The following is a 26,947-nucleotide window of genomic DNA, read 5'->3' as shown; positions in this document are numbered from 1 at the left end:
CAGCCTTTGAAAAGGTTGGCTGCTTCGCAGAACTCAGGCCAGATCAGGCAAGTTACGACCGTAAAATATCTCCCGCATTTCACGTTTCACTTTTTTGCTGATTTGCCGCTTTTCATCGTCAGATAGCGCGTCAATACTGGCGCCGAACAGATAATTACTCAGTTCAAACTCTTTGAGCATCATTTTGGTGTGGAACAGGTTTTCCTGATACACATTCACATCCACCATCTGGAAGGCATTTTTGGTGGTGTCATCCATAAAATTCTGGATCGAATGGATCGGATGATCGATGTAATGTTTAATCCCATTCACATCACGGGTAAAACCACGCACCCGGTAATCAATGGTGACAATGTCAGATTCAAAACTGTGGATCAGATAATTCAGTGCCTTCAGCGGAGAAATCACACCACAGGTCGACACTTCAATATCGGCGCGGAAGGTACAAATACCACCATCCGGATGATGTTCCGGGTAGGTATGCACACAGATATGGCTTTTATCCAGATGAGCGACTATGGCATCCGGTAACGGACCAGGTGCAGCCGCATTGTCATGCTTGCCTTCAATCGGCTCTTCACACACCAGAATAGTGACGCTGGCACCTTGTGGATCATAATCCTGCCGCGCGACATTCAGAATGTTCGCGCCAATAATATCCACCACTTCACTGAGGATATCAGTCAGCCGATCGGCATTATATTGCTCATCAATATAAGAAATATATTCCTGCCGGTCCTGCTCGGTTTGAGCATAACAAATATCATAAATACTAAAACTTAAGCTTTTGGTTAAATTGTTAAAGCCATGCAGTTTCAATTTTTCAAAAGGTTTTACCACGGTATGCGTTCTCCACTAACAATCGGCCAGTCCAGCCGGCAAGATTGTCAGTATAGTGTATTCAGAAAGAAGATTTAACTTGCAGGCGCCACTTCAGAAGTAAACACGCTAAAAGAATGCGTTACTGTCATCGCCTGTTGCAGCATGATGGAGACAGAACAGTATTTTTCCGCCGATAAATTCACCGCCCGCTCGACATGTTTTTCACTCACGTCAAAGCCTGTGACTTCAAAATGCAGATGAATTTTACTGAATACCCGTGGCACTGTGTCAACACGATCACCGCTGAGCACCACCCGGCAGGCAGTCACTTGCTGTTTGGCTTTTTGTAAAATACTGACGACATCGACGGACGAGCAGGCACCAGCCGCCATCAGCAGAGTTTCCATCGGCGTTGGCGCCACGCCGCTGTCCATATTAGAATCGAACACCACCGCATGACCTGAACCGGAACGGCCAATAAAACTGCTGTCACCAGCCCAGGAAACGGTTGCATGTAATTGGTTTTGACCTGCCATTGTTGCTGCTCCATCCAGAATTAGACGGACATTCTACGAAAAATGTGTCCAGCAAGCCAGCATCGGCCGCAAACAGCTGAGTTTAATCCATCAGATGCGCAATAGCAGTGTCAAACAAGTTCTTAATCAACAGTGCAACTTCGTTGATCAGCTCGACCTGCTCCTGCGTGGCCGGTCTGTTTAGCACTGAAGCTAACACTTCCTGAAAATCATACATGATACCATCCACTTCGCGGATGATCTGACTGCGGTGGATAGTTTCCAGCTCAGTATGCTGGGTACAAAGCTGAATGATCTGCTCAGCAATTTGCTCTTCGATAATAACACCCAGTGTTTTACCGTTATCGGTCGCTGTACCTGCTTGTTCAAACAGCGCCAAGTGCTCCGTCAGAAACTGGATCAGATGTTCATAACCGGGTTTATCTGTGACCATAGGGACAACCAATGAACCAAACTGAGTTAAAGAGTAGTCAAATCTGCCACAGATGGTGAACTTCGGTAAAGCACTGAACGAAAATATTTTTATTCCGTTGCTTCATCAGTTGCTATCTATTGCGTCTGACCACTTTGGCAGCAGCCAACCGTCACTTCTGCCAATAGCAAACCGACGGCTGGCCGTTTTTCAGAACCTGACCCCAGGGGATAATTGCGCAGGCAATTCTGATTGCGCCAATTCCACTGAAGCCACCGGATAAGCACAATAATCCGCGGCATAATAGGCACTGGCCCGATGATTACCACTGCCACCAATACCCCCAAAAGGTGCGGCCGAACTGGCGCCGGTGATAGGACGGTTCCAGTTCACGATACCAGCCCTAATCTGGCGGAAAAATTGGCGATATAACTGTTCGTCATCCGACAACAAACCGGCGGATAAACCAAAGCTGGTTTGGTTTGCGGCCGCAATCGCCTGACTGAACTCAGTAAAGCGGAACACCTTTAATAAGGGCCCAAAGTGCTCTTCATCCGGTAAATTCGTCACCGTTGAGCACTCGATAATCCCTGGCGTTAATAAGCCGGTGCCCACTGTTAATAACCGCATCGGTAACAGTACAGTAGCGCCCAACTGCTGCAACTGCTGCTCAACTGCCAGCATACCAAGTGCCGCCTGGTTGGAAATCATTGAGCCGATAAAGGGCTGCTCAGGGGCATCGTACAAACCGACCTCTAATCTGGCCGTTACTTCCAGCAAACGCGCCAGGATGGCATCACCAGTGGCGTCAGCGGGTAAAAACAACCGGCGGGCACAAGTACAGCGCTGGCCAGAGGAAATAAATGCCGACTGAATAATGTCGTGCACAGCCGCATCGATATTTGCGACATCTTGCACAATTAGCGGGTTATTGCCGCCCATTTCCAGTGCCAGAATTTTATCCGGCCGACCAGCAAATTGCTGATGTAAATAATGTCCGGTGCGCGAACTGCCGGTAAAAAACAAACCGTCCAATTCCGGGTGCGCCGCCACGGCTTTTCCGGTCTCCACTTCCCCTTGCACCAGATTCAGCACACCAGCAGGTAAACCTGCCTGTTGCCACAACTGCAGCGTGGTTTCGGCCACTTTGGGCGTCATTTCACTGGGTTTGAATACCACCGTATTGCCCGCCAGCAAAGCTGGCACTATATGACCATTGGGTAAGTGACCTGGGAAATTATAAGGTCCGAATACCGCCACCACGCCGTGCGGTTTGTGCCGTAAAAAAGACTGTCCTTGTGGCATTGGTTGCTGCTTTTCACCAGTTCTTTCCTGATAAGCGCGAATTGAAATGTCGATTTTACCAATCATCGCCGCGACTTCAGTGCGGGTTTCCCACAAAGGTTTGCCGGTTTCTTCGGCAATCACCTGCGCCATCGCCTCTTTGTGCGCTGTCAGTTGCGCGGCGAAAGCCTGCATCAACGCTGCGCGGGCACTGAAACTCAGTTCAGACCAGCTGTCAAATGCCTGCCGGGCGGCTTTAAACGCGGCGTCAACCTGGGTTGCAGTCGCAGCACGACCTTGCCACAAAACTTGTGCTTTGGCCGGGTTCATTGACTGAAACTGCGCACCTTCGCCTTGTTGCCACTGGCCGGCAATAAAATGTGTTGTCATGATGTTCTCTTTCACAATGCAATGATGATTAAAACACTGCCAGCGTCGACCACAATGCTGCGGTGACGGCCATCAGCAGCGCTGCGGCTCAGGCTATAATCTGGCCAACCGCACCCAGTCGCCATCTGACACCAGCAAGGCGCTGGCCAGGTCAGCCGGCAAATTCACCTCTTCGCTGGTTTCGCTGACATGCAGATGGGTCCAGCTAGCGCGGAAGTTTTGTCGCTCGGTGTTACAGATCAGATAAGGCTGGCCACCACTCACTTCGGCGACCCGCACCTGTAACTTGCGACTATTACGGGCCGTGCGGATATGCTCCAGCTTGGCCTCTACGGTCGGGCCGGCATCAAAAATATCGACATAGCCGGTGGTAGAGAAACCTTCAGACTGCAATAAAGCCAGTGCCGGTTTGGTTTTATCATGCACTTGACCGATCACGGCTTGCGCTTCGGTACTTAACAAACTGACATAAATCGGATATTTCGGCATTAACTCGGCAATAAAGACTTTTTGGCCAATGCCGGTCAGATAATCGGCGGTGGGGAAATCGACCGAAAAGAAGTGTTCTTCCAGCCATTGCCAGAAGGGGGAATTGCCATGCTCATCCGACACCCCGCGCATTTCTGCAATCACCCGATCCGCAAAACGCTGACGGAATTCTGCCATAAACAAAAAGCGAAAACGGGATAATAACCGGCCATTATTCTTCAGCCGTTTATGTTCGCGTAAAAATAAGGTACAGAGTTCAGTCGCACCGGTGTAATCATTACACAGCGTCAGCACATCAACCGTTTTATACACCCCAAGCGCTCGGGACGTATGGACCACTTTCCCCAGGTGATAGTGATAAAAGGCATCATCCAGCCCGACCGCTGCTTCAATAGCGCTGGTGCCACAGATATCGCCGGTATCAGTGTCTTCCAGCACAAACAGGTAACCTTCGTCACCAGGCTGGCTGATATCTTTGCGGAATGAACTTTCCGATCGGGTAATTTTACGCTGCAACAACTCATCATTGACCGGCAGTGAGGTAAAACCATGGCCGGATTCAACTGCCATGTCATACAAGGCAGGATAATCTTCGGCACGGATTGGGCGAATAATCATCATGACCGCTTACTCCAGATTGTTGGCGGGTGCTTCATTCCCGCCCTGTTATTTTGCTTTACAGATCTGACCTTATTATTGTTTTTGCGTCAGATCCGGCTTCGGCCCGGCCTGTCTCAGACAGGTTGCATGCCCTTAAGTGGAACCTTACGGGAAACCTTACAGGCTAGCCCTGTACCACTTGGGCCACTGCCAGTTCAAACCGGCGCATCCCTTCGATAATATCAGCATCCGGGATCACCAGACTTGGCGCAAACCGCACCACGTCGTACCCGGCCATCAGCACAAAAACGCCTTGCTCAGCACTGGCTAACAGGAAATCACGGGCCCGGCCTTTGTAGCTGTCATTCAGCGCAGCGCCTAACAGCATGCCCTGACCTCGAACTTCGCTAAACACTTGATATTTATCATTAATCCTAGTTAATTCCTGACGAAATAAGGCCTCTTTGCTGACAACGCCCTGCAATACTTCAGGTTGATTGATGGTATCCAGCGCTGCTTCTGCCACTGCACAGGCCAGCGGATTGCCGCCGTAAGTAGAACCATGGGTGCCGACTTTTAAATGCGCGGCAATGGCCGTGGTGGTAAGCATAGCGCCAATCGGGAAACCGCCGCCAAGCGATTTGGCCGAGGTCAGAATATCCGGCACCACACCATAATGCATGTAGGCATACAGCTGGCCAGTACGGCCAACACCGGTTTGAACTTCATCAAAAATCAGCAGTGCATTGTGCTGGTCACACAGCTCCCGCACCCCCTGGATAAATTCGGCAGTCGCCGGAATAATGCCACCCTCGCCCTGGATGGGTTCCATAATGACGGCACAAGTGTTGTCCGAAATCAGCGCTTTCAAACTGGCTAAATTGTTGTATTCAGCATGGAAAACCGCACCAGGCTTCGGACCAAAGCCATCAGAATAAGCAGCCTGACCACCCACAGTGACGGTAAAAAAAGTACGGCCATGGAAGCTTTTACCAAAAGAAATAATGTCTTGCTTGTGCTCCCCGTGCACATCCAGCGCCCAGCGCCGCGCCAGTTTTAACGCCCCTTCGTTAGCTTCAGCACCTGAGTTGGCAAAATACACTTTGTCGGCAAAAGTACTATCGACCAGCTTTTTCGCCAGTCGCAAGGCTGGCTCATTGGTCATCACATTACTTAAATGCCACAGCTGATTTGCCTGGGTGGTCAGCGCCTTGACCAGTGCCGGATGACAGTGACCCAGACAGTTCACCGCGATACCGCCGGCAAAATCGACATACTCGCGCTCCTGTTGGTCCCACACGCGAGACCCCAAACCACGCACCGGGATCAGTGCCGCTGGAGCATAATTCGGGACCATCACTTCATCAAACAAAGCGCGGGTGACAACAATAGGTTCAGACATCAGATTTTCTCCTGGAGCAAAATAACGACTATTCCGGCGGAATAATCAGCAATATTCAGCCACACTGACCGGCTTGGCAGTACAATCCAGACGGCAGGCGCTGTTTTTTTATTCAGACTGAAAATTATTATTGCAGAATAAAACTGGAAAGTCTTGAAGCAAAATAGCTAAAAGCCAAGAAAATCAAGGCTTACAGATAGATTTGCAGTTCGGGTGAATAACTAAGCAGCGCTGTTGCAGCAGCTTGAGGCCATGCCATTGAACTGCTGACCTTGCTGGCAGAACTATTCAATAGCACAGCCAGGTCAGCAGCATCGGCTGCATGAATATCGGAAAAAATTTCCGCCTTTAATCCAGTGTCAGTCGATCCAGCCGGGTATTTTGCAGAATTTGCAGATAATCAGTCCGCAGTTGTACCTGTTCCCGCCATAACTGATCTTCCGCTTCAGTCAGTAATTTCGCTTTACGTAACCATGCTGACTGGGTGAAGTATTCTGCCTGTTGCACCAGGCGGGTCAAGTCGGTCGCTCTTTGGTAACTCAGTCCTTCTGCCAACTGGTCCAGAATTTGCCCAAGCGGTAACCGGCGTAGCTGCCATTTCGACACTAAATCGGCGCTGATAATCGCGGAAAACTCCTGAAAACAACTGGTCAGGAAGCTGGCATCCGCATCAAGACTATCCAGCGCATCGGTCAGCACCGTATCTCTGGCATCTCGAGCTTGTAACAACGCCGATTGTTTGATTTGTGAATAAGTGCGCAAATAAGTCCGGGTCACGACAAAATAACCCAGACTCTGGAATAAACCGGCACAAAAAGCGACAAAAGGATTATGCCCACTCTCTTGTGCCAACCGTTGCGAAGCAATGGCGATCGATAGGGAATAATCCCAGATATTGCTTTTAAATCCGGTAAAAGGATCGGTGGAATGCGGTAAACAACGTTTCAGCGCCAGTAATGGGATCATTTGCTGCAAGCTTTCAATGCCCAGCATGCCCAGCGCAGTTTTCAGTTCTTTGACGTAGTTGCCACTGGAGATTTTCTTTTTATACTGAGGCTGGTTGGCAACTTTCAGAATATCTTCTTTCAGCCACTCCACTTTACTGATGCAGTTTTCCAACTGACTTAAAGTCACAGCTTTGGCGCTAAGGGTATCCAGCACTACTGGAAAACCTTCCGCCAGACTAAACACTGTGTTGAGCACAGTGTCAATTTTGCCCAGCTTTAAAAATAATTCCTCTGCCACCTGATCATGCAGATGGGCCTGAGTAAATTCCAGAAATTGCTGTCTGGCGACCAATCCGGCCTGCCTATCTTGCTGCGCCTGTAACTCCACCGCCAGCAAAGTCCGATCGGCAGGTTGCTCAGCACCGGCTTTGCTTCTTTTCACGCCAAAACGAGTTTGTTGTGGATTCACTTCCAACATAGCATCGAAAAAACGCTGCTGTAATACCTGACACATCGACGACATTGTTATTATTAGTCCCTGCGTAACCACGAGCAGGCAGTGTGCAATCAGCCCTGCCGGCTGTCAACTGATGCAGTTCGATGTTGCTGCAATAATGTTAAAAAATTTGCTAATAACTGATGCCCCTGTTCGGTCAGAATGGCTTCCGGATGAAACTGCACGCCCCACAGCGGTAACTGCCGGTGCGCCAGCCCCATAATTTCATCCATCTGTCCATCAGCCGTTTCGGTCCAGGCCAGAATGTCAAAATCAGCCGGTAAGCTAGCAAGTTCGACCACCAGCGAGTGATAACGGGTGACACTTAATGGATTATTCAAGCCCTGAAACAAGGCTTGCTGTTGATGTCTTAACGGTGAATTTTTGCCATGCATCACCTGTCGCGCCCTGATAATACGTCCACCAAAGGCCTGAGCTATCGCCTGATGACCAAGGCAAACGCCAAGGATCGGTAACTTGCCGGCAAAATAGCGGATAGCCTGTAACGAAATACCAGCTTGATCCGGACTGCAAGGACCTGGCGAAATCACCAAACCGATTGGCGCCAGCTGTTCAATTTCGGCCAGGGTAATTTCATCATTGCGATAAACCAGCACCTGCTGGCCCAATTCCGCAAAATATTGCACCAGGTTGTAAGTAAAAGAGTCGTAATTGTCGATCATTAACAGCATGATGGCCCGGACCTAAAGAAAATCGCTCATGTGCAGTGGTGCACCGTCAGGGCGTTATTCTAACGCATTCAAACCCGACAAGCATCCAGAGAGCTTGGCTCCCAGAGCTTGGCTCCCAAACCTTGGGTCCCAGACCTTGGGTCCCAGAGCTTGGGTCCCAAACCTTGGTCAAAAGCTATTTTCAGCCCAGCAATAACAAGTCAACCCAATCGGTACTCTGACCTTCAGCCGCCAATAAACACAACCCAATACCGGCGTAGCCGCTTAATAAACCAGGTTCTTCCTGCGCGGTCAGCTCATCAGCGCGCTCCACTTGTTTATGTAAAGCCGCCAGGCCATGCAACTGGTATTGGGTCAGCACTTTATCCAGCCAGTATTGTTTTGCCAGCAGCAACTCAGGCTCTGGAAAATATTGACTTAACAGGCCGAAAATCAGTACCAGCCCGGCATAACCGTGACAAAGTCCGGCATCAAATACCATACCGTCTTGCTCACGACGCCGACTGCAATGCAAACTCATTTGGCGCGCTAATTCTGCATAAGCAGGTTCTGCCAGCAATTCGGCAGCACGAAACAGCGTCAGTGCCAGCGTCAGATCCCCATAACACCAGCCAAGGCGTGAACAAGCGGGCCGGTCCGCGGCATTGGCAAAATAACTGCCAAAAGTTGTCGCAGGCTGTTGTTGCTGCAGTAACCAGTCGCAACCTGCTTGCAGTAACTGCCGGGCAGGCGCGGGTTCTGGTAAATGCGGGATCAAGCCAAGCAAAGCCGCCAATACCGCAGGCATGCCATGCGCCAGCCCCAGATTATACTCAACGGCTGTCGATTGTTTTTCCAGACGGTAGGCAGAACCGACCGGCGTAGGCCAACTGCATTGATCAGGTTGCAGAAATACCGCCCGCTCTGCAATGGCGGCCAGCAGTAAAGCCGTTGCCTGTTCAGCTTGGCCATGCCTGGCTCGTCTGGCTAAATACACCGCCAGACCGCTGAGCCCAATCACAAATTCGATATCTGCCTCTGCCGGCAACTGTTGTAAATAATTCTGCAGCAAGGTATCAGTGCCGGCATTAAAATCAGCCTGATAATCATCATCCGATAGAATGTACTCAAAAAACCAGCCCACTCCGCTGATGCCATAGCCAAAGGATCGGATATCTTCCTGACGGACGCCATACTGCTGCAACAAGATTAATTGCTGATTAAACAATTGCTCATCGACCAATTCCGGATATATTTTGGCCGCTTGCCATAGAAATAGCAGTTGACCGGACAGACCGGACAAAATTCCACTTTGATAAGGCGGTAATAACTGTTGCTGGGTTTGCTGAATTAATGCCGCGAGCAACTGTTTAGTTGGAGGTATTGGCTCTGTCACAACGTCATTCCTGTGTTACTTCTTTAACAGGACAGCACAACTGCGCCGTCCTGTCAGAGCTGATTGGGGTGTTATGGCACCATACAGCAGTTCATCGTGCCACCATTGCGATCTGAAGGGCAAGTATCAGCATTTACAGTTTCAGGCATATAACAACTAACAGTGTAATTGGTATAACCAGGGTAGCTGGATTGAGCTGCAGTTCCACCGGCAACCTGGGGTGTCAGTTCAGCAGGCAGCACGTTGTTATCTTTAGACAGATTGACCAGTGATGTTTTATTCAGGGTAATTTTCATGTTATTTCCTCGGTTGGGTTATGGTTAAAAACCGTCACAAACGTAGCAATAATGTTCTGACAAAAAACACTGGAAAATGAATTTATTATGAAAATATAAGCAAATAATCAATAAATTTTGCATTTAAAAACTAACGCTTACAGGGAGGACAGGCAAAAAAAGCCGCCGCACTTATCAGGTTGCAGCGGCACTGGACTTGGCGAACTATTATGGGATCTGGCAGCAACGACGCGTCTGACCAGTGCGATCAGAAGGACAGGTGTTAGCGTTGGCTGTCAGTTCGCCACAAAAGCGGGTCGCAGCGTTCACCGCATTTTCGTCAACTTTACCACCAACAACCAGCGGCGTCAGTTCGCCTGGGATGATTTTGTCGTCGTTGGATAAGTTAACCAGAGAGGCTTTGTTTAAAGTAATTTTCATGATAATTCCCTGTTGTGAGGTTTATAATGTTTTGGCAAAAGCCAGTTTCAAGCTACCAAATCACAACAGAAAAAAACGGCAGAAATAAATAAGTAAGCAAAACATCACAAAAGCTTCAGCATTTTACCAAAGCAACATCAAGCACAACCATCATCTTCGCTGCCGCAGTCGCGACAGGACCTTCACTGCCTAAGGTGACGGCGAGCTACAGCCGCCACCCAGCTTCAGAGTGCTAGCGGCTCGGGTCAGAAACGATGTTCAAAACCAATCGCCAGAAAATCACTATCAACTTTGATATCAAAATCAAAGCTGCTGTACCAGGCAAACACTTTGGTGTTATCGCCCAGTTTATAGTCAACGCCCAGGCTCAGGCCCTGATCATCTTCCAGCGTCTGAAACTGCGTTTTTAACTCATATTTACCTAACGGATAAGCCAGACTGCTGTACCAGCCATCGGCTTTTTTACCACTGAGCACGACTTCTTGTTGCTGTAAGCCAACCGCAACTTTAGCGCCAGCCAGTTTGGTTTGTGCTGTGGCACGGCGGTTGTCATAACCATTGATGTCGTTATCCAGCGCCAGACTGGCAAACCAGGTAGAGGTTTTCAGATTCTCATCACCATAGAGCAGTGCCACTGACTGACCATCAACACCATCGGCGGCTTCTGCCATCACATGGTTGATCAGCAGTGAAAAGCCCTGAAATTGCGGTGTCTGGTACACCACTGAATTGTTGAGCCGGTTTTCACCTTTCCATAACACTTTTAAATCGGCCTCGTAGTCATTAAATAAGTCGGTTTTCCCCTGCGACAACTTCAATGCGCTATCATTACGGCCAGCTTTAACAGTGCCAAAACTACCGGTCAGACCAATGAACTGATCGCGCGACTTTAGATTTTTTTCCGCATCATCGGCCGGATCAACTTCCCACTCCAACTGATAAATCATGCTTAAACCACCATCCAGTGCATAATCGCCTTTGACGCCAAAGCGGGAAGCATTACTTTTTAATTCACTGAACGAGCCCTCACCTTCATCTGCTTGCTGAGCCGTCAGATTAATTTTACCGTACAACGTGACTGGCTCGGCCTGCACCAAGGCTGGTAATGTTACTAACAAGGCAGCCGCGAGCGTTTGTGGAACAAAGGTGTTACGGGTCAACATAGTTCAGTCCTTCTCAGCCTGTGGGCATGATGCAAATTTCAGGGTTATACAGCCAGCGAAGCACAAAAATATGCCCGGCTGAACTGCGAAGCTTGCTCTGCTGCATTTGATTTCAATGGCTTATCCAACTTCATTAGTTGTTTTATTAAGATTTAATTTCATTTGCATGTCAGAATTAGGACTATTTTATGTCTATGAAATGACAATAATATGACAGTGAAGATTAAAAGCTAGCGGCAACGGCTGCGCTGACCAGCCAGCCATCGTCACTGAGCAATATTGAAGTTAATGTAATAAAGGCAAGGCCCGGCATTGTTGATCAACCGGGGTGTGGTCAAAATCCTGGCCAGATGACAACAAACGCGGACCCGATTGAAAAGCAGGAGCAGCAAAACTTTGCTCTGTTCTTTGTCCCGGATAACGAATTTGTGCTAAATCCAACATAGTTTCAAAGGTTTGACTGGTCATCAGTGGCGCCTGCTGCCGTTGTTGCAATAACGCTACTTGCGCCGGATAGGCCTGATGAAACTTCTCTGACCCCCACCACAAAGCGGCCACCCGATAGTCAAATTCGGTGTGATGACCATGGCCACTTTTGTGACAGTTACCATCAAAGATATTTTCGCCATGATCCGATACCAACAGCAAACTACTGATCGCTTGTTGCTGTTTTAACTGCTGGATCAGGCCAAATAACCAGGCATCAGTAAAAGCAACGCTATTGTCATAAGCATTGTTTAGCAAAGTTTTATTCTGCGGATTATGCATACTGACGGCCTGACCTTTGCCGGAAGGCTGAAACAAATCAAAAGCCGGCGGATAACGGTCGGCATAACTAAAATGACTGCCGAGGGTGTGTAATACAATCAACTGCTTCTGCTGACCTGAAGCCAGCACCCGCTGCACCGCTTTGAGTAAAATATCATCGTAATAACCTTCTTTTTTATAGCCTACCGGATTGAGGTACTGCACCTCATCAGCTTCGCTGGCATGTAATGCCACTGAACTGTCATGCACCCCAAGCGGGCTTTGCGTCGACAACCAACTGGTATAAAAACCGGCCTCTTTAAAAGCGGCAACCAGTGAAGTTTCACGGGAGAAATAACTTTGATCCTGGGCTGATTTGCGTGAAATAATCACCGGCACTGACATGCGCGTCCAGGCCCAGGGACTGATCATATTGCCAAAACTGACCACATCGCCAAGACCAGCTAGCCTTGGCGTGGTGGGTCTGGCATAACCATTGAGCTGTAACCGATCGGGCCGCAAGGTTTCGCCAATCACGAGCAGGTAAATTTGCCGTTCTGGCACGCTGTTACTTTGCTCTGCGCCAAACTTGAACTCAGCCACTGTGGCGGCCACCGCAGCTAAAGCGGCCCGCTGCACGCGAAATTCATTGGCTGCCAGCAACAAATTCAGCGGATAACTCTGATAAAACAAATTATGGCTTTGTGGCAGTGGCCGCTGGCCTAACGCCGTTTCAGTGGCATTGCGACCGGCCTGCACCGGGTAATCCCGCCGGTACTGTACTTCCTGCAGCCAGACCCAACTGGCCCCAAGCGCACACAGAAACCACACGGCAGGCCTGCCATAACGGGGCCAATGTAATTGCTGCACTTTAAACATGGCGCTGCAGAGGGCAAATAGCAGCAGTAACAACAACACCGCCGGAATAATCAGCCAGCCCAAGCCCGATAAATAACCGGCAGCTTCGGCCAAATCAGTCTCCGCAATAATCGCCATCGCATGAGCATCGGTCGATTTTTGGTAGGTTGACAGATAAAATAACTCCTGTGGCGCCATCAGCGCAAACGGCAGCCATAACCAGACAGAACGATGCAAATAACGGCTGCAACTGAGCAGTAACAGCAGCAGTAACAGTGCTGGCAGTAATCCATACAGCAGAACCTGACTGAGTGGTTTTTGTGGCCATAACCAAATTTGCGGTGCGAGCAGCAACAGTAATAACAACAGCACCAGACCTCTGGTCAGTATTTTCGAAGCAAATATGCTTTTCATCGCGACAGCTCACACCTCAGAATTAACCACAGCACCCATCACCGCCAATGCCAAACCACGACTCAGTACCAATCCGGTATGATTCGCTGGCAAATAACGCTTGATAAGGTTTCTGACTTTGTATTGAAATCAATTTGTTAGCAAAAAGCCCTCAAACCCCTATTGCTGTAACTTTCGCCAATAGCAGATTTCTTCGTTTTTGCACTGGTATTCTGTCATATTTTTATAGTATGGTGCTTCGGTCTGACATAAATATATAACCGGCAATTTCAACGCCAGCGGGTATCCCGTGGCTACTGACCGGTCAGCTCATCTAATCTGTAAGGAACTATCATGCTTGCTAAACCAGTTGCCTTAAGCAATGAAACCCATAAAGACTTAAAAATTCTGCCAAAAACTTCACTGGAAGCTGTTGCTGACCGTCATATTGCGCCTCTGATGCTGCAGGAGTTTGTTGCAGCTGCACCACATTACCCAATTTTCTTCCTGAAAAATGCCGACAGCAATGACTACAATGCAGTGGCGGTGTTTGGTCTGGTTGAAGGCCAGAATTTATTCGTCAAAGAAGACAAGTTTGAAGGCCAGTATGTACCAGCAGCGTTACGGGCCTACCCATTCACGCTGGCCCAAGCCAGTGATGATCAGTTAGTACTGTGCGTCAATGAACAGTCTGATATCGTCAGTAAAACTGAAGGTCAGGCTTTATTTGATGCAGAAGGTAAAGCGACTGAGTTTTTCGAAGGTGTAAACTCATTCTTCAAAGACTTTATTGATGCCAACAACGTCAGCCGCAACATCACAGCACAAATTGCTGAAATGGATCTGTTTAAAGCCGATGGCCTGCAGTACCGTGATGCTGCGGGTGCCGAACGTCGCGTCAATGGTTTCTTTGTGATCGACCGGGAAAAATTTGAAGCTCTGACTGACGAGCAATTCCTGAATCTGCGTAAATTTGGTGTACTGCCGGCCATTTATGCCCATTTCTCATCACTGGAACGTATTGGTGCTTTAATCGCCCGTCTGCCAGTCGAAGCAGCTAAAGCATAAGTCATAATCCGCTTTGTGAGAGCAGCAGTCGCTGACTGCTGCTGTATTTTCTTCAGTTTAGTTTCACGTAACCGCCTGTATTACCCTTCAGACTGCTATCTTTGTTCCATTGCGCCAAGCTCCAGCGTCGAGTCACACAGCTTCGTCTCAGCACAACTGCTGACCTTGCTGACGCTGATAAATCAGCCGATCAGCCCGGCTTAACAAATGCTCCAGACTCGGTGTCTGACTGGGTGGTGCATGCACAGCAGCCACATTAAATTGCAGTAGACTACAACCCGTTTGTTGCTGCTGTGCCAGTGCGGACTGGCGCAATCTTTCGACAATATCCGCGGTTTTTTCGGCTGAGCTGTTGGCCAGCAACACGGCAAACTCAGTTTCACCAAGCCTGCCAATCACATCACAACTGCGAAAGGTTTGCCGCAACAAGGCACTGAATTTCAACAGCTGCCGGTCCGCTTCAGCCTGACCATAATGCAACACCAAAGGCGCAATACCCGTCAGTTCGAACTGTAATAGCATCGCGGGTAAACCTTGCCGCTCTGTGGTATTCAGCACCAGCCGGGCCATGGTTTCAAAACCACGCCTGTTGACCAGCGCAGTTAATTCATCAATCACCGCCAGTTGCGCCATCGCCATTTCCTGCTCGGTCAGCAAAGCGAGATCTTTCAGTGCCGCCAGATCATCGGCCGAGATCTCGCGGGGTACTTTGTCCATCAGACACAAAGTCGCTACTTTGCAGCCATTAAAAGCCCGCAACGGGATCCCAACATAACAGCGGATGCCAGCCTCTCCCTGCACCAGCGGGTGATCATAAAAATACGGATGATGGCGGGTATCCTGCACCACCAGCGCTTCGTCACCCAAAATGGTATAAGCGCAAAAAGCACTATGTCTTGGTTGCTGACTGCTATCCAGCCCTTGCGCCGCCAAGGCCTGAATATGCTGGGCGTCCACCAGATTCAATTGGCAAATTGGCATTTGTAATAAACGACGACCGAGTCTGGTCAGGCGATTAAATTGTTCATTGCCACGACTGTGCAGCAATTGGGAGGTATGCAAAGTGGCAAGCCGGATCGGCTCGTTATCCGGAATAGTGGCATGGATCATCACGGTGACTCCTGTGTAAAAAAACCGGGTGTCACGCGCACCATCAGGTGTATTTCAGCACAACAACACCACAACAGAATAGCCGCATGTGAAGCTGTGACTGCCAAAACAGCGTCGAGGTTCAATTTTATACTCAAACAATCCAGTGGATAGCCGATAACCTGACCGGCTATTGCCAACTAAGCTTGACAGCGTCAATGGCCTGACAAACAGACTGGCACTGGATTTGCTTAGTTTTCAGACCCTTTGAATGTTAAGCAGGATGGGATGCACAGATGATCAGCAGTTGGCAAAAAATAACTCAACAACAAAATTATACTGCGCTGGCACTGCTGGCTTCAGGCTGGCTGTTATGGAGCTTAGGCGTGTTGTTACTTGGTTTTGCCTTGCTGCAAAATCAGGTCCAAGCCGAAACAGCGCATTGGTATCAGTGGGAAAGCAAAATCAGCGGCAACACTATCTGTCGGCAGCAGGATCCTGGCACCGGCTGGCAAAAAGTTGCCGGCCCTTATCTGGACGGTGGTTGCCGGCTGGAGTTGGATCTGCCGCTAACCAGGATCTTCCCGGCAGCCAGTGCTTAATCCGGCCCACCCGGAAACACTTTTAACGCCAAAGCGGCAACTTGTTGCAGCCGTTCAGGCGTTGCGCCATTGGCAGCCTGGATTGCCATGCCCTGCAGTTGTACCGCCAGGTAACTGGCTAAGGCAGCACAGTCGGCATCGGCAGGTAAATCACCGGCCGCTTTGGCTTGCTCCAGTCGTTGCAGCATTTGTTGTTCGCCATGACGACGCTTTTCAATCAAAGCCTGTTTCACGTTGCTGGCACTATCACTACAGGACAAAGCGCCCTGCACCACCACACAGCCATTCGGTAAATTTGGATCAGCATTGGCAGCCGCAGCGCCAAACAACAGGTGTTTCGCCACCTGATACGCGGTGGGCTGTAATAACGCTGGCTGAAAAAAAGCACAAGGCCGGTTTTCATACAATTCAATGGCTTTTAAAAATAACTGTTCTTTATTGCCAAAAGCAGCATACAAACTGGGTTTATTAATGCCCATCGCCTCGGTCAAATCTGGCAGTGAAGCGCCTTCATAACCTTTAGCCCAAAACACTTCCAACGCCTTTTGTAAGGCTTTGTCGACATCAAAAGCACGGGGGCGACCAACAGGGGTCGAATTCGCCGTCATCAGCAAGCTCCTTTATAACCACAGCAGGTTCAGGGTTATCAATGAATGCGCACAGAGTAATCAGCTTTGCAAGCCTTGTAAAGTCCGAGATACTTACCAAGCGGTACAAAATAGATACCAACTGTCAACTGCTCTGTCCAGTGAGCTGGCGGATAAAGTGACATTTCAGTGACTTAAACCAGGCAGGTTCTCACGACTTACCAGCGTTATCACTAAAAGATAAAAAGCGCTGAAAAAAGTTATTTACTTTTTTACCAGTCAGTACAAAAAAAGATTGACTGCCGGCTAACTTTCTATATATTTACCGACCAGTACAAAATACCAATCGGTACATAACACAGCAATAATCATTGATTGCTGTAAGTTTAGCCAAAAAAGGAACTTGCCATGAGCAACAAATACCCTGTCAGAAGTTTTTTACTCGCCAGTATAGCCGCCCTGGTGCTGACCGCTTGTGGCCAGCCTGAAGCCGCCACTGCAGCCCAAGCACCCGGCGCGCTAACTGTTGATGTTGCCACTGTAGTGCAACAAAAAATTACTGAATCAGATGAGTTCACCGGCCGGTTACAGGCACCGGAAACTGTGGCGCTGATGCCACGGGTGTCTGGTTATCTGGACAAAGTCTTATTCAGTGAAGGGGCGCTGGTCAAAGCCGGCGATTTATTGTTTCAAATTGATAACCGCGCTTTTGTCGCCGAAGTGAACCGACTGAGTGCACAGTTACAAAATGCCCGCAGTCAGCAACAACTGGCGCAAAGCGATTTACGCCGGGCGGAAAAACTGCGCGGTCAAAAAGCCATTGCCGAAGAGCTGCTGGATGCCCGCCGTGCCCGTTTTGACCAGGCCAGTGCAGAAGTGGCCAGTGTGCAGGCGGCGCTGGTGAAAGCTCAGTTGGATCTGTCACATACTGAAGTCCGCTCGCCTATCAGCGGCCGGGTCTCCAATGCGTTGATCACCGCCGGTAACTTTGTGCAGGCTGGTCAAAGTCAGTTGACTTCGATTGTCTCGACCAATCAGATGTACGCCTATTTTGACGCTGATGAACAAACCTATCTGAAATACGTCGCTCTGGCTGCCGCCGGCCAACGCGCTGACAGCCGCAGCAGCAACAGCCCGGTGCTGATGGCGCTGAGTTCAGATCAGGAATTCCGCTTTCGCGGTGAACTGGATTTCCTGGATAACAGTGTCAACCCGCAAACCGGCACCATCCGCGCCCGTGCCGTATTTCAAGATCCACAAAACCGCCTGATCCCGGGTTTATTTGCCAGATTAAAACTGGCGGGCAGCGCCAGCTACGATGGTATTCTGATTGATGACAAAGCCATTGGCACTGATCTGAATAACAAATTTGTGCTGTTGCTGGATGACAAACAGCAACTGCACTATCAGCCGGTGACGCTGGGCGAAAAAATTGGTGGACTGCGGGTGATTACCTCGGGTTTAAAAGCCAATGATCGGATTGTGGTTAACGGGTTACAACGGGTACGTCCGACCATGCACATCACGCCGAATCCAGTGGAAATGGCGAAGCCGGATCAACTGAGCCAACTGCGGCAATTACAGCAAGCGCTGGACAGTGATGCGGTCACAGCGGCCCAACCTCTGACCACCAGTGCAGAGAAGCGCGGCTAACCAAAACAAAGTGCGCGCGGCTGTGACCCAGCAGCGCCATCATGCCAACCAAGCAGGAACAACCTAAGCTGCCGCACAGCGGTAGCTGGGACAACTTCATACAAAAAACAGGCTCTGAAGGACCCCGTATGCTGTCACAATTTTTTATTAAAAGGCCGATTTTTGCCGCTGTGCTATCGCTGCTGTTTATGATCAGCGGCGCTATCGCAGTCTGGCAACTGCCAATCACTGAATATCCGGAAGTGGTACCGCCCACGGTGGTGGTCACTGCCAATTATCCGGGTGCAAATCCTAAAGTTATTGCTGATACTGTGGCTTCGCCATTGGAGCAGGAAATTAACGGCGTGGAAAACATGCTGTATATGTCATCTCAGGCCACTTCAGATGGCCGGATGACACTAACCATTACTTTTGCCATCGGTACTGACGTGGATCGGGCACAAACCCAGGTGCAAAGCCGGGTCGACCGCGCCAAACCAAGGCTGCCACAAGAAGTACAGCGGCTGGGGATTGTCACCGAAAAATCCTCACCGGATTTAACCATGGTGGTGCATTTAACCTCGCCAGATAACCGTTATGACATGTTGTATCTGTCAAACTATGCGGCACAAAACGTCAAAGATGAACTGGCGCGGATCAAAGGCGTCGGTGCGGTACGGTTATTTGGCGCCGGTGAATACAGCCTGCGGGTCTGGTTAGATCCGCACAAAGTGTCAGCGCTGCAATTAACACCGCAAGACATAGTCGCCGCCATTCGCGAGCAAAACCAGCAAGCCGCCGCCGGTAGTCTGGGCGCGCAGCCATCAGGCAGCAGCGATTTTCAGTTACTGATCAATGTCAAAGGCCGGCTCAGTACAGTGGCCGAATTTGAAGACATCATTATAAAAGTTGGCAGCCAGGGCGAAATCAGCCGGTTAAAAGATGTCGCGCGGCTGGAACTGGGTGCCAGCACTTATGCGCTGAAGTCGTTACTGGATAATAAAGATGCGGTGGCGATCCCGGTATTTCAGGCATCAGGCTCCAACGCCATTCAGATTTCCGATGATGTCCGCGCGAAGATGGCCGAGCTGTCGTTAAGCTTCCCGCAAGGCTTAAGTTACGACATCGTGTATGACCCGACAGTCTTTGTGCGTGGTTCTATTGAAGCTGTGGTAAAAACGTTGCTGGAAGCCGTGTTGCTGGTGGTGCTGGTTGTCGTGTTGTTCCTGCAAACCTGGCGCGCTTCTATTATTCCATTAGTAGCGGTGCCGGTATCCTTGGTGGGTACTTTTGCCTTTATGCATCTGATGGGCTTTTCACTGAACGCCCTGAGCTTATTTGGACTGGTGCTGGCGATTGGTATTGTGGTGGATGACGCCATAGTCGTGGTCGAAAACGTCGAGCGTAACATCGCCGATGGTTTATCGCCGCTGGCCGCCACCCAAAAAGCGATGAAAGAAGTGACAGGCCCGATTGTGGCGACCACCTTAGTGCTGGCCGCAGTCTTTATTCCAACCGCCTTTATGACAGGCCTGACCGGCCAGTTTTATAAACAATTTGCCCTGACCATCACCATTTCGACCTTTATTTCCGCCATCAACTCGCTGACGTTAAGCCCGGCGCTGTCGGCGCTGTTGTTAAAAGCCCATGATGCGCCGAAAGACCGGTTAACCCGGTTGATGGACAAAGCCCTTGGTGGTTGGTTATTCCGACCTTTTAACCGGTTATTCCAGCGTGCTTCTGATGGTTACGGTTTGTTGGTCAGAAAAGTCATCCGTTTCGGCGCTCTGGTCGGCATCATGTATCTGGGCATGCTGGTACTAACGGCTGGTCTGTTCCACAACACCCCAACCGGTTATGTACCAGGTCAGGACAAACAATACCTGGTGGCCTTTGCCCAATTGCCGGATGCGGCTTCACTGGAACGGACTGAAGCTGTGATTAAACAGATGTCTGAAATCGCACTGGCGCATCCTGGCGTGGCCAACTCGGTGGCTTTCCCGGGCCTGAGCATCAACGGTTTTACCAACAGCACTAACAGCGGCATTCTGTTTACCCCGCTAAAAGACTTTGACCAGCGCACTTCGCCTGAACTGTCAGCCAATGCCATTGCGGCCGATTTGAATGCCAAATTTGCCGCTATTCAGGATGCTTATATTGCTATCTTCCCACCACCACCGGTGCAGGGGCTTGGCACTATCGGCGGTTTTAGGCTGCAAATTCAGGACAGAGCTAACTTAGGTTATGCGGAACTGGCCAAAGTGACGCAACAAGTGATGATGAAAGCCTGGCAAACCCCGGCACTGACCGGCGTATTCTCCAGCTATCAGGTGAATGTGCCGCAACTGGAAGTGGACGTCGATCGCACCAAAGCCAAAGCACAAGGCGTATCGCTCGATAGCTTGTTCCAGACGCTGCAGGGTTATTTAGGCACCAGCTATGCCAATGACTTTAACCAGTTTGGCCGCACCTATCAGGTCAATGTGCAGGCGGATGAAGCCTTCAGGCAGGATCCATCGCAAATCACCAGCTTAAAAGTGGCTAACCAACAAGGTGACATGATCCCACTGGGTTCTTTTGTCAAAGTCAGCCACAGCGCCGGTCCGGATCGGGTGATGCATTACAACGGTTTCACCACTGCCGAGATTAATGGTGGCCCGGCGGCAGGTTTCAGTACCGGCGAAGCGCAGGCTGCGATTGAACAGATTCTGGCTGAAACCCTGCCCAAGGGCATGACCTATGAGTGGACTGAACTGTCATATCAGCAAATTCTGGCCGGTCACGCCGAGTACATTGTGTTCCCGCTGGTGATCCTGCTGGTATTTATGGTGCTGGCAGCTCAATACGAGAGTTTAAGTTTACCGCTGGCGATTATTCTGATTGTGCCGATGACGCTGTTATCAGCCATCAGCGGCGTGCTGATTTATGGCGGCGATAACAATATCTTCACCCAGATTGGCCTGATTGTACTGGTGGGGCTCGCGACCAAAAACGCCATCCTGATGGTCGAATTTGCCAAGGAAAAACAAGATCATGGCATGGCACCACTGGCGGCGATTTTAGAAGCAGCCCGTTTAAGGTTAAGACCGATCCTGATGACGTCGATCGCTTTTATTATGGGCGTGGTGCCTATGGTGTTCTCCAGTGGCGCTGGTGCGGAAATGCGTCAGGCGATGGGGGTGGCGGTCTTTGCTGGCATGATTGGGGTCACAGTGTTTGGTCTGATTTTAACACCGCTGTTTTATTACCTGTTAGCCAAACGTGGCAGCAACCAGCCAGTTGACAGCGATCCGAACCACCCAACTCTGGAGCAACGCCATGTTTAAGCCAATTCAAGCCGGACGGCGCCAGCTGCAACGCCCATTGACGCTCAGTGCGCTGAGTCTGGCACTGCTACTGTCAGGTTGTACTGTGGGTCCGGATTATCAACAACCGACCACCTTATCTGCCAGCCAGTCGATGCCTGCCCTGGCTGACGTCAACAGCAGCGATACGGCCAGCGCAATAGCGCTGACACAGTGGTGGCAAGGTTTTGCTGACGAAGAACTTAATCGCCTGATCGGCACTGCGCTGGAGCAAAATCAAAGCCTGGCAGCCGCCGAGGCCAATGTGGCGCGGGCTTATGCCGTGTTTACCGACAGTGACGATAACCACTGGCCAAAACTGCAGCCTGGCCTCAGTTATCAGGCCAATGCCACTCCGGCCGAAGTATCGGCCAGCGGTCAACGCAGCATCAGTCGCCAGTTGCAAACCGGCACTGGCCTGAGCTGGGATCTGGATTTAGCCGGTAAATTACGCCGCGCCAGCGAAGCTGCCAGTGCCCGGGCCGATGAAGCCGGGTTTGCCTGGCAACAAGCGCAACTGAGTTTAATTGCACAGGTGGCGCAAAACCTGGCCGACTATCGCGGCGCGGCTTTACGGCTGAGTGTCGCCGAGCAAAACCTGCAGAATCTGGCGCAAATCAGTGAGCTGGTCAAAGCCAGACGGGACGCCGGTATGGCCTCGGATCTGGAGCTTTCCAGAGTGCAGGCGCAGCGTTATCAGTTGGAAAGCACCCTGCCCGATTTTGTGCTGGCCAAACGGCGCGCCGAGCTGACCTTAGCAGCGCTGCTGGGGCAATCGGCCGACAGCCTGCAACTGCAACAGTCGTTGCCACTACCGGCACTGGCCGCGCCGCAGGCGCTGGCCGATGTCAGCGCCAGTTTGCAATACCGGCCTGATGTCGCCATGGCCGAACGGCGGCTGGCTGCAGCTGTGGCTGATATTGGGGTCGCCACCGCCGATCTGTATCCGTCCTTGTCGTTGTCTGGTTTTCTTGGCTTTATCGCAGCACCGGAATTTTCTGTTGGCAGCGCGCAAAAGGCCTGGTCCGTAGCGCCCAGTCTGAACTGGCAAGGTGCTGACTGGGGCTCAGTGCAGGCCCGGATCAGCGTCGCCAAAGCCAGCGAGCAAATGGCGCTGGCAGCATTTCGCCAAACAGTGCAAGACGCGCTGGCGCAGATGCAATTGAGCCTGGACAGCTACAACCTAAGCCGTCGCCAGCAATTATTGCAACAGCAACAACTGCAAGCCACCGAACAAGCGGTCCAGCTGGCGACTGCCAGATTTCAGGCCGGTCATGCCGATTTTCTGGAATTATTGGATGCACAGCGTGAGCTGCTAGCCGCCCGGGATCAACAAGCCAGGCTGACTCAGCAGAATTTCAGCCGGCTGGTGGATATTTACCGCAGTTTTGCCGGTCAGTTGGGAAACCCAACCGCCGTTGTGGGCACAGCAGCGGGTAAAACGGAGGTGCTGGCGCAGCGTTAACAGTGCCTGTAAGGGCAGACAGTTCCTGCCGGGGCATACAGTTCCTGTAAGGGCACACAGTTCCTGCCGGGGCATATCGAGTAATCAATATCAGGCCTGACTGCAAAGCGAATGCGACCTTGTCCTTCGCTGCCACTTTGCAGCCAAAGCAGGTTCACTTGATATGCCCTTTTTTTCACCGTGCGCTGGTCGCACGGTGCTTTTTTTCTGCAGTTATCATGTCAGCACGTGAGACAAAAGCACCGTAGGGCGGACTCGATACGGCGACGCAACAATTCCACCGTAGGGCGGACTCGACACGGCGCGAAGCGTCGGGGCAGTCCGCCATCAATCAAACATCAACTAAGCACTTTGCAAACGTAATGCCGGTTTCAAATTGGCCAACCGGTAAGCCGGATGGGTGCGGTAATGGCCAGACACTTCAAACTTATGACAAAAATAATCCAGCACTGAATCGGCCGTTAACCGGCTGTGCGGCCAGTCATTGGCCCTGACCACTAACTCGGCCAACTGCTGTAATAATTGCTGCAATGGCAGTCCAACTGGCTTCGGCTGTTGATAAAGCGCAAATAAATAACTAAGCGCCAGTCCGGCATAAGAGCCCTCACCCTGCCGGTGGATCAACTGTAATTCTTGTAACCTGAGACCAATTTCACGGATAAGCTGCAGGCGCTGATGTTCTGACATGATCAAACTCTGACAAATAACACATGCAGACTGTATCGGTCAGGATCGCCAGAGCTTGAGAAAAATTGGTGGGAAAACAGGAAAATGGCTGCCGCGATGCCGCCTGACCAGCGTCGGAGCTGGTTGAGCGGCATGGGTCAACGGGTCGTATGAAAGCTTATTTTGCCTGGCGATGTAAATTCAGCGCCCGGCTTTGTTCTTTACTCAGCAACACCACCTGAGTGCCCGACAACTGATCCTGCAACGCCAGCCCTTTGCCAAACCGGATCCAGAGCCAGAGATTACCAAGGCCAAATAACGAGGTCAGCGCCCGCAGCAACGCCTGGCGCCAGGTCACCGGCTGACCATTTTGTTGTAACAACAATAATCGCCAGGCGCGCATGCCCAGCGTCTGACCAGCTTTGCACCAGAAATACAGATAAAACCAAAACAGCCACAGCAACAAATAACCCTGAAACCATAGCGCATGGTGCTGAATATAATCAGCACTATCCTGATAACCCTGCAGTGAAATCAGCCCAACACTCACCAGTCCGCCCACTGCGGCCAGCGCCAGCGTCATGGCAAACATCAATAGCGCTACCACAATCAGCGAATCATACACAATAGCAGCCAGACGACGGACTAAACCTGCACGCGGAGCATCACTAAACATAACTTTTCTCGTTAACAATCAGCCAGAACGACAATAAAACGCAGTTTACCATAGGACTGTGTCAAGGGCAGTGCCCGGAACTAGGCGTAGGACAGTGCCCAGAACCAGGCATAGCACTGTGGATAGAAGAATGCACGGCAAAGCGCTGACACCATAACGCGGCCAGAGCCTGTACTGACTACAGCAGGCAAATTCAGCCCAGCCCTCACCAACTGGCTTTGTTAGCATCCGGGGGCAAACACCACCCGGTTGCGGCCGGTTTGTTTCGCCTGATACATAGCCGCATCGGCCGCCCGCAATGCGGTTTCAACGGCAGCGTCTGTCACCTGTGCCATAGCACCACCAATACTGGCCGTGACCTGGCCAACCACCGGCACCTGACAACTGGCCAGCGCAGTGCAGAGCTGTGTCGCGAATTGCCGGGCGCCTTTTTCATCCACCAGTGGCAACACGACAATAAACTCTTCACCGCCAAACCTGGCGACAAAGTCGGTTGAGCGCAGCTGACTTTGTAATTGCAGCGCCACAAACTTCAGCACGTCGTCGCCCACTTCATGCCCAAAGGTATCATTGATAGATTTAAAACGGTCTATATCTAACAGCAACAAGGCATAACCGATTTCTGCTCTTTTTAACCGCATAAACTCCTCATGCAGCCGCTCATCTGCCGCCCGCCGGTTGGCAATGCCGGTTAATGGATCCTGCCGGGCAATATCGCGTAATGTATTGTTTGCTAAGACTAAATCAGCAGTACGCTGCTGTACCTGCTGCTCCAGATTGGCATTGGCAGCTTGTAATGCCTGGCGTTTTTCTGCCAGCGTCAGCATCATATTATTAAGCGCATCCCCAAGCTGCTGCACTTCAGCTAACGAACTTTGACTGCGAAAGGCATCTTGCTCCGAACCTGCGTTCATCTGCCCGGCCGTTTGCACCAGTTGCGCCACCGGCCGGCTAAACTGAAACGCCAGCCGGTAGGCCAGCACCATCCCAAGCAACATCACCAGCACACACACCAACATCAGTTGCTGCTGCAACTGAGTCAGCGGTAATAAGGCTGCAGTGATGGGTTGTCGCAGCACCAGTTGCCAGCCCAGTTCATTGCTGGTATTGGCGGTCACCTGCACCCGGCTGCTGAGAAATAACTCACCGTTTTGCCAACTGACCAGACCAAACCGACCTGGTTCAGGTAAATCCGTGGGCACAGCTAAAGTGCCGATATGTTGCTGTGGATATAACCAATGCTGCCCCGCCAGAATAAAGGCTTCCACCCCACGGGAAGAATGCTCGGCCGCCAGTGATTTTTTCAGTACATCTTCAACCCAGGACCAATGCACATGTGAGGCAATAACGGCGCGCAGCTGTTGTTGCTGGTCATAGACAGGCGCAGCAAAATCAATAAAACGCAGCGGCTCATCGGTCTGCGGTTGGCCTAACAAATTCGCTAGCAACACCGCCTCATGCACATCACCGACAAAAGGACCACGCAGGCCGTGCACAAACCAGGGCCGTTGCGCCACATTCTGCTGCAACAATAAACCATCGGAAGCTGCCAGTACTGTGCCATCCGGTGCCGCCAACCCGAGCCAGGCATAAAATTGATAAGACTGTTTAATTTTATCCAGCCAGCTCTGGACAGCGGCATAGTCAATATTGGCTTGCGTCAGCAAATCACTCTGACTCAGCAACCCAATTTCCCGTTCCCGTTCGTTCATAGTTCTGGCAAGCAGCAAAGCGGCAGAATTGCCAACATCAAGCAAAGATTGACCACTGGCTTTGGTTAGCGCCGCCGACGCCACCCGATCCAGATATAAGGTCAGCGCCAGACTGAGGATCAGCAACAAGCCACCAAAGCAAGCCGTCAGACGAACATGGATACTATTTAACTGCATGGATTACCGCGCACATTCAGCTTTAAACATCAGAGCAATGTAATCGCATGTTCAGTCGGTTTTTTCAAGTACAGCTTGCGATTGTTCAAGCTGGCAGACCGATACAAACAAAAATTATCAGTCAGTTGCCAGCGCAACCGTGGCCAATACCACCCTATTTTCGAACCACACCAAAGCCAGCAACGCAGATTCAGCTCTAACCCCAATCATTAACCATCGCCTGCCACCTGCATATCGCTGAAAAAACGCGCAATTGATTGGTGCGATTGATTTTTTACTTGCAGAGCTGCCGAAGCTTTGTATAATGCCATCTGTTTACTTTCACACTCCCCCTATGCCTAGGTGGAGAAATCGGTAGACGCAGCGGATTCAAAATGCAAAGCGTCTGAAAAGTGGTAGACATAACTCATTGAAACGTCTACAGTTCATGAGTTATTAAAAATGCGAATCTGATGCAAAGATTTGCAAAGTTTTAGAGCATGTCCCCTATGCCTAGGTGGCGAAATCGGTAGACGCAGCGGATTCAAAATCCGCCGATGAATAATCGTGTCGGTTCGAGTCCGACCCTAGGCACCAATATCCTTTAAGTCATTTTATTGAAAATTCA

23 protein-coding genes and 1 tRNA gene are annotated in these 26,947 nt (G+C 50.6%); 6 read left to right on the top strand and 18 right to left on the bottom strand.

Translation table 11 applies throughout. The features are described 5' to 3' along the window. Positions 1–33: 33 nt before the first annotated feature. The 13 genes from speD to AC53GJ_RS04295 all read right to left on the bottom strand — a co-directional run bounded on the left by speD (position 34) and on the right by AC53GJ_RS04295 (position 13,343). Complete coding sequence (gene speD / locus AC53GJ_RS04355) at positions 34–840, bottom strand: adenosylmethionine decarboxylase (protein WP_496731317.1); 807 nt, start codon at positions 838–840, stop codon at positions 34–36. A 74-nt stretch (positions 841–914) separates the two neighbouring features. Further along, the gene (locus tag AC53GJ_RS04350; RefSeq protein ID WP_496731316.1) at positions 915–1,358 is read right to left on the bottom strand and encodes an OsmC family protein; all 444 of its coding nucleotides are present in this window, start codon (positions 1,356–1,358) and stop codon (positions 915–917) included. 82 nt (positions 1,359–1,440) lie between these two features. After that, complete coding sequence (locus AC53GJ_RS04345) at positions 1,441–1,791, bottom strand: DUF3802 family protein (protein WP_496731315.1); 351 nt, start codon at positions 1,789–1,791, stop codon at positions 1,441–1,443. A 189-nt stretch (positions 1,792–1,980) separates the two neighbouring features. Beyond that, complete coding sequence (gene astD / locus AC53GJ_RS04340; protein WP_496731314.1) at positions 1,981–3,444, bottom strand: succinylglutamate-semialdehyde dehydrogenase; 1,464 nt, start codon at positions 3,442–3,444, stop codon at positions 1,981–1,983. Positions 3,445–3,537: 93 nt separating this feature from the next. After that, on the bottom strand, positions 3,538–4,554 hold the full coding sequence (gene astA, locus AC53GJ_RS04335; RefSeq protein ID WP_496731313.1) for an arginine N-succinyltransferase: 1,017 nt from the start codon (positions 4,552–4,554) through the stop codon (positions 3,538–3,540). 163 nt (positions 4,555–4,717) lie between these two features. Then, on the bottom strand, positions 4,718–5,935 hold the full coding sequence (locus tag AC53GJ_RS04330; RefSeq protein ID WP_496731312.1) for an aspartate aminotransferase family protein: 1,218 nt from the start codon (positions 5,933–5,935) through the stop codon (positions 4,718–4,720). Positions 5,936–6,283: 348 nt separating this feature from the next. Next, positions 6,284–7,405: an HDOD domain-containing protein gene (locus tag AC53GJ_RS04325; RefSeq protein ID WP_496731311.1), complete on the bottom strand. Its 1,122-nt coding sequence runs from the start codon at positions 7,403–7,405 to the stop codon at positions 6,284–6,286. Between the two features lie 44 nt (positions 7,406–7,449). Continuing rightward, the gene (locus AC53GJ_RS04320; RefSeq protein ID WP_496731310.1) at positions 7,450–8,070 is read right to left on the bottom strand and encodes an anthranilate synthase component II; all 621 of its coding nucleotides are present in this window, start codon (positions 8,068–8,070) and stop codon (positions 7,450–7,452) included. A gap of 181 nt (positions 8,071–8,251) precedes the next feature. Next, a complete protein-coding gene (locus tag AC53GJ_RS04315) occupies positions 8,252–9,445 on the bottom strand; it encodes a lanthionine synthetase LanC family protein (protein ID WP_496731309.1) in 1,194 nt (397 codons plus the stop codon). Between the two features lie 71 nt (positions 9,446–9,516). Then, complete coding sequence (locus AC53GJ_RS04310) at positions 9,517–9,741, bottom strand: hypothetical protein (RefSeq protein ID WP_496731308.1); 225 nt, start codon at positions 9,739–9,741, stop codon at positions 9,517–9,519. Positions 9,742–9,948: 207 nt separating this feature from the next. Then, a complete protein-coding gene (locus tag AC53GJ_RS04305; protein WP_496731307.1) occupies positions 9,949–10,161 on the bottom strand; it encodes a hypothetical protein in 213 nt (70 codons plus the stop codon). Between the two features lie 245 nt (positions 10,162–10,406). Next, positions 10,407–11,324 carry a porin gene (locus AC53GJ_RS04300; RefSeq protein WP_496731306.1) on the bottom strand — a complete coding sequence of 306 codons (918 nt, stop codon included), beginning with the start codon at positions 11,322–11,324 and terminating at the stop codon, positions 10,407–10,409. A gap of 285 nt (positions 11,325–11,609) precedes the next feature. After that, a complete protein-coding gene (locus tag AC53GJ_RS04295) occupies positions 11,610–13,343 on the bottom strand; it encodes a phosphoethanolamine transferase (protein ID WP_496731305.1) in 1,734 nt (577 codons plus the stop codon). A gap of 333 nt (positions 13,344–13,676) precedes the next feature. Between AC53GJ_RS04295 and AC53GJ_RS04290 the strand changes: the two genes are divergently transcribed. Next, entirely contained in the window at positions 13,677–14,390 is a 714-nt protein-coding gene (locus AC53GJ_RS04290) for a SapC family protein (RefSeq protein ID WP_496731304.1), read from the top strand. Between the two features lie 147 nt (positions 14,391–14,537). Here AC53GJ_RS04290 and AC53GJ_RS04285 read toward each other — a convergent pair whose 3' ends face one another. After that, positions 14,538–15,500, bottom strand: coding sequence for a sensor domain-containing diguanylate cyclase (locus AC53GJ_RS04285; RefSeq protein WP_496731303.1), 963 nt, complete (start codon positions 15,498–15,500; stop codon positions 14,538–14,540). A gap of 275 nt (positions 15,501–15,775) precedes the next feature. Here AC53GJ_RS04285 and AC53GJ_RS04280 point away from each other — a divergent pair, with 275 nt between their 5' ends. Beyond that, positions 15,776–16,081: a hypothetical protein gene (locus AC53GJ_RS04280; protein ID WP_496731302.1), complete on the top strand. Its 306-nt coding sequence runs from the start codon at positions 15,776–15,778 to the stop codon at positions 16,079–16,081. Here AC53GJ_RS04280 and AC53GJ_RS04275 read toward each other — a convergent pair. Then, on the bottom strand, positions 16,078–16,689 hold the full coding sequence (locus AC53GJ_RS04275) for a TetR/AcrR family transcriptional regulator (RefSeq protein ID WP_496731301.1): 612 nt from the start codon (positions 16,687–16,689) through the stop codon (positions 16,078–16,080). The genes AC53GJ_RS04280 and AC53GJ_RS04275 overlap by 4 nt on opposite strands. Positions 16,690–17,076: 387 nt before the next feature. Here AC53GJ_RS04275 and AC53GJ_RS04270 point away from each other — a divergent pair, with 387 nt between their 5' ends. The 3 genes from AC53GJ_RS04270 to AC53GJ_RS04260 all read left to right on the top strand — a co-directional run bounded on the left by AC53GJ_RS04270 (position 17,077) and on the right by AC53GJ_RS04260 (position 23,109). Next, on the top strand, positions 17,077–18,321 hold the full coding sequence (locus AC53GJ_RS04270; protein ID WP_496731300.1) for an efflux RND transporter periplasmic adaptor subunit: 1,245 nt from the start codon (positions 17,077–17,079) through the stop codon (positions 18,319–18,321). Between the two features lie 128 nt (positions 18,322–18,449). Beyond that, positions 18,450–21,626 (top strand): efflux RND transporter permease subunit, encoded by a 3,177-nt coding sequence (locus AC53GJ_RS04265; RefSeq protein ID WP_496731299.1) that lies wholly within the window; start codon positions 18,450–18,452, stop codon positions 21,624–21,626. After that, positions 21,619–23,109 carry an efflux transporter outer membrane subunit gene (locus AC53GJ_RS04260; RefSeq protein WP_496731298.1) on the top strand — a complete coding sequence of 497 codons (1,491 nt, stop codon included), beginning with the start codon at positions 21,619–21,621 and terminating at the stop codon, positions 23,107–23,109. Before AC53GJ_RS04265 ends, AC53GJ_RS04260 begins: the two co-directional genes overlap by 8 nt. A 342-nt stretch (positions 23,110–23,451) precedes the next feature. Here the strand turns inward: AC53GJ_RS04260 and AC53GJ_RS04255 are convergent, their stop codons facing one another. The 3 genes from AC53GJ_RS04255 to AC53GJ_RS04245 form a co-directional block, all read right to left on the bottom strand. Further along, positions 23,452–23,796, bottom strand: coding sequence for a hypothetical protein (locus tag AC53GJ_RS04255; protein WP_496731297.1), 345 nt, complete (start codon positions 23,794–23,796; stop codon positions 23,452–23,454). Between the two features lie 157 nt (positions 23,797–23,953). After that, positions 23,954–24,451 carry an RDD family protein gene (locus AC53GJ_RS04250; RefSeq protein WP_496731296.1) on the bottom strand — a complete coding sequence of 166 codons (498 nt, stop codon included), beginning with the start codon at positions 24,449–24,451 and terminating at the stop codon, positions 23,954–23,956. A 221-nt stretch (positions 24,452–24,672) separates the two neighbouring features. Beyond that, a complete protein-coding gene (locus AC53GJ_RS04245) occupies positions 24,673–26,340 on the bottom strand; it encodes a sensor domain-containing diguanylate cyclase (RefSeq protein WP_496731295.1) in 1,668 nt (555 codons plus the stop codon). A gap of 490 nt (positions 26,341–26,830) precedes the next feature. On the opposite strand from AC53GJ_RS04245, the gene AC53GJ_RS04240 reads away from it, so the two are divergent. Then, a tRNA-Leu gene (locus AC53GJ_RS04240) sits at positions 26,831–26,916 on the top strand. Positions 26,917–26,947: the final 31 nt, after the last annotated feature.

The sequence above is a fragment of the Rheinheimera sp. B2H12 genome, from assembly GCF_059620065.1.
Note: the sequence above shows the minus strand (reverse complement) of the source record. Positions and strands in the feature narration are given on the sequence as shown.

Excerpts from the sequence above, each read along its gene's own strand:
- AC53GJ_RS04350 (WP_496731316.1), bottom strand. The coding sequence starts at position 1,358 with ATGGCAGGTCAAAACCAATTACATGCAACCGTTTCCTGGGCTGGTGAC.
- AC53GJ_RS04345 (WP_496731315.1), bottom strand. The coding sequence starts at position 1,791 with ATGGTCACAGATAAACCCGGTTATGAACATCTGATCCAGTTTCTGACG.
- astD (WP_496731314.1), bottom strand. The coding sequence starts at position 3,444 with ATGACAACACATTTTATTGCCGGCCAGTGGCAACAAGGCGAAGGTGCG.
- astA (WP_496731313.1), bottom strand. The coding sequence starts at position 4,554 with ATGATGATTATTCGCCCAATCCGTGCCGAAGATTATCCTGCCTTGTAT.
- AC53GJ_RS04330 (WP_496731312.1), bottom strand. The coding sequence starts at position 5,935 with ATGTCTGAACCTATTGTTGTCACCCGCGCTTTGTTTGATGAAGTGATG.
- AC53GJ_RS04325 (WP_496731311.1), bottom strand. The coding sequence starts at position 7,405 with ATGTCGTCGATGTGTCAGGTATTACAGCAGCGTTTTTTCGATGCTATG.
- AC53GJ_RS04320 (WP_496731310.1), bottom strand. The coding sequence starts at position 8,070 with ATGCTGTTAATGATCGACAATTACGACTCTTTTACTTACAACCTGGTG.
- AC53GJ_RS04310 (WP_496731308.1), bottom strand. The coding sequence starts at position 9,741 with ATGAAAATTACCCTGAATAAAACATCACTGGTCAATCTGTCTAAAGAT.
- AC53GJ_RS04305 (WP_496731307.1), bottom strand. The coding sequence starts at position 10,161 with ATGAAAATTACTTTAAACAAAGCCTCTCTGGTTAACTTATCCAACGAC.
- AC53GJ_RS04300 (WP_496731306.1), bottom strand. The coding sequence starts at position 11,324 with ATGTTGACCCGTAACACCTTTGTTCCACAAACGCTCGCGGCTGCCTTG.
- AC53GJ_RS04295 (WP_496731305.1), bottom strand. The coding sequence starts at position 13,343 with ATGAAAAGCATATTTGCTTCGAAAATACTGACCAGAGGTCTGGTGCTG.
- AC53GJ_RS04290 (WP_496731304.1), top strand. The coding sequence starts at position 13,677 with ATGCTTGCTAAACCAGTTGCCTTAAGCAATGAAACCCATAAAGACTTA.
- AC53GJ_RS04285 (WP_496731303.1), bottom strand. The coding sequence starts at position 15,500 with ATGATCCATGCCACTATTCCGGATAACGAGCCGATCCGGCTTGCCACT.
- AC53GJ_RS04280 (WP_496731302.1), top strand. The coding sequence starts at position 15,776 with ATGATCAGCAGTTGGCAAAAAATAACTCAACAACAAAATTATACTGCG.
- AC53GJ_RS04275 (WP_496731301.1), bottom strand. The coding sequence starts at position 16,689 with ATGACGGCGAATTCGACCCCTGTTGGTCGCCCCCGTGCTTTTGATGTC.
- AC53GJ_RS04270 (WP_496731300.1), top strand. The coding sequence starts at position 17,077 with ATGAGCAACAAATACCCTGTCAGAAGTTTTTTACTCGCCAGTATAGCC.
- AC53GJ_RS04265 (WP_496731299.1), top strand. The coding sequence starts at position 18,450 with ATGCTGTCACAATTTTTTATTAAAAGGCCGATTTTTGCCGCTGTGCTA.
- AC53GJ_RS04260 (WP_496731298.1), top strand. The coding sequence starts at position 21,619 with ATGTTTAAGCCAATTCAAGCCGGACGGCGCCAGCTGCAACGCCCATTG.
- AC53GJ_RS04255 (WP_496731297.1), bottom strand. The coding sequence starts at position 23,796 with ATGTCAGAACATCAGCGCCTGCAGCTTATCCGTGAAATTGGTCTCAGG.
- AC53GJ_RS04250 (WP_496731296.1), bottom strand. The coding sequence starts at position 24,451 with ATGTTTAGTGATGCTCCGCGTGCAGGTTTAGTCCGTCGTCTGGCTGCT.
- AC53GJ_RS04245 (WP_496731295.1), bottom strand. The coding sequence starts at position 26,340 with ATGCAGTTAAATAGTATCCATGTTCGTCTGACGGCTTGCTTTGGTGGC.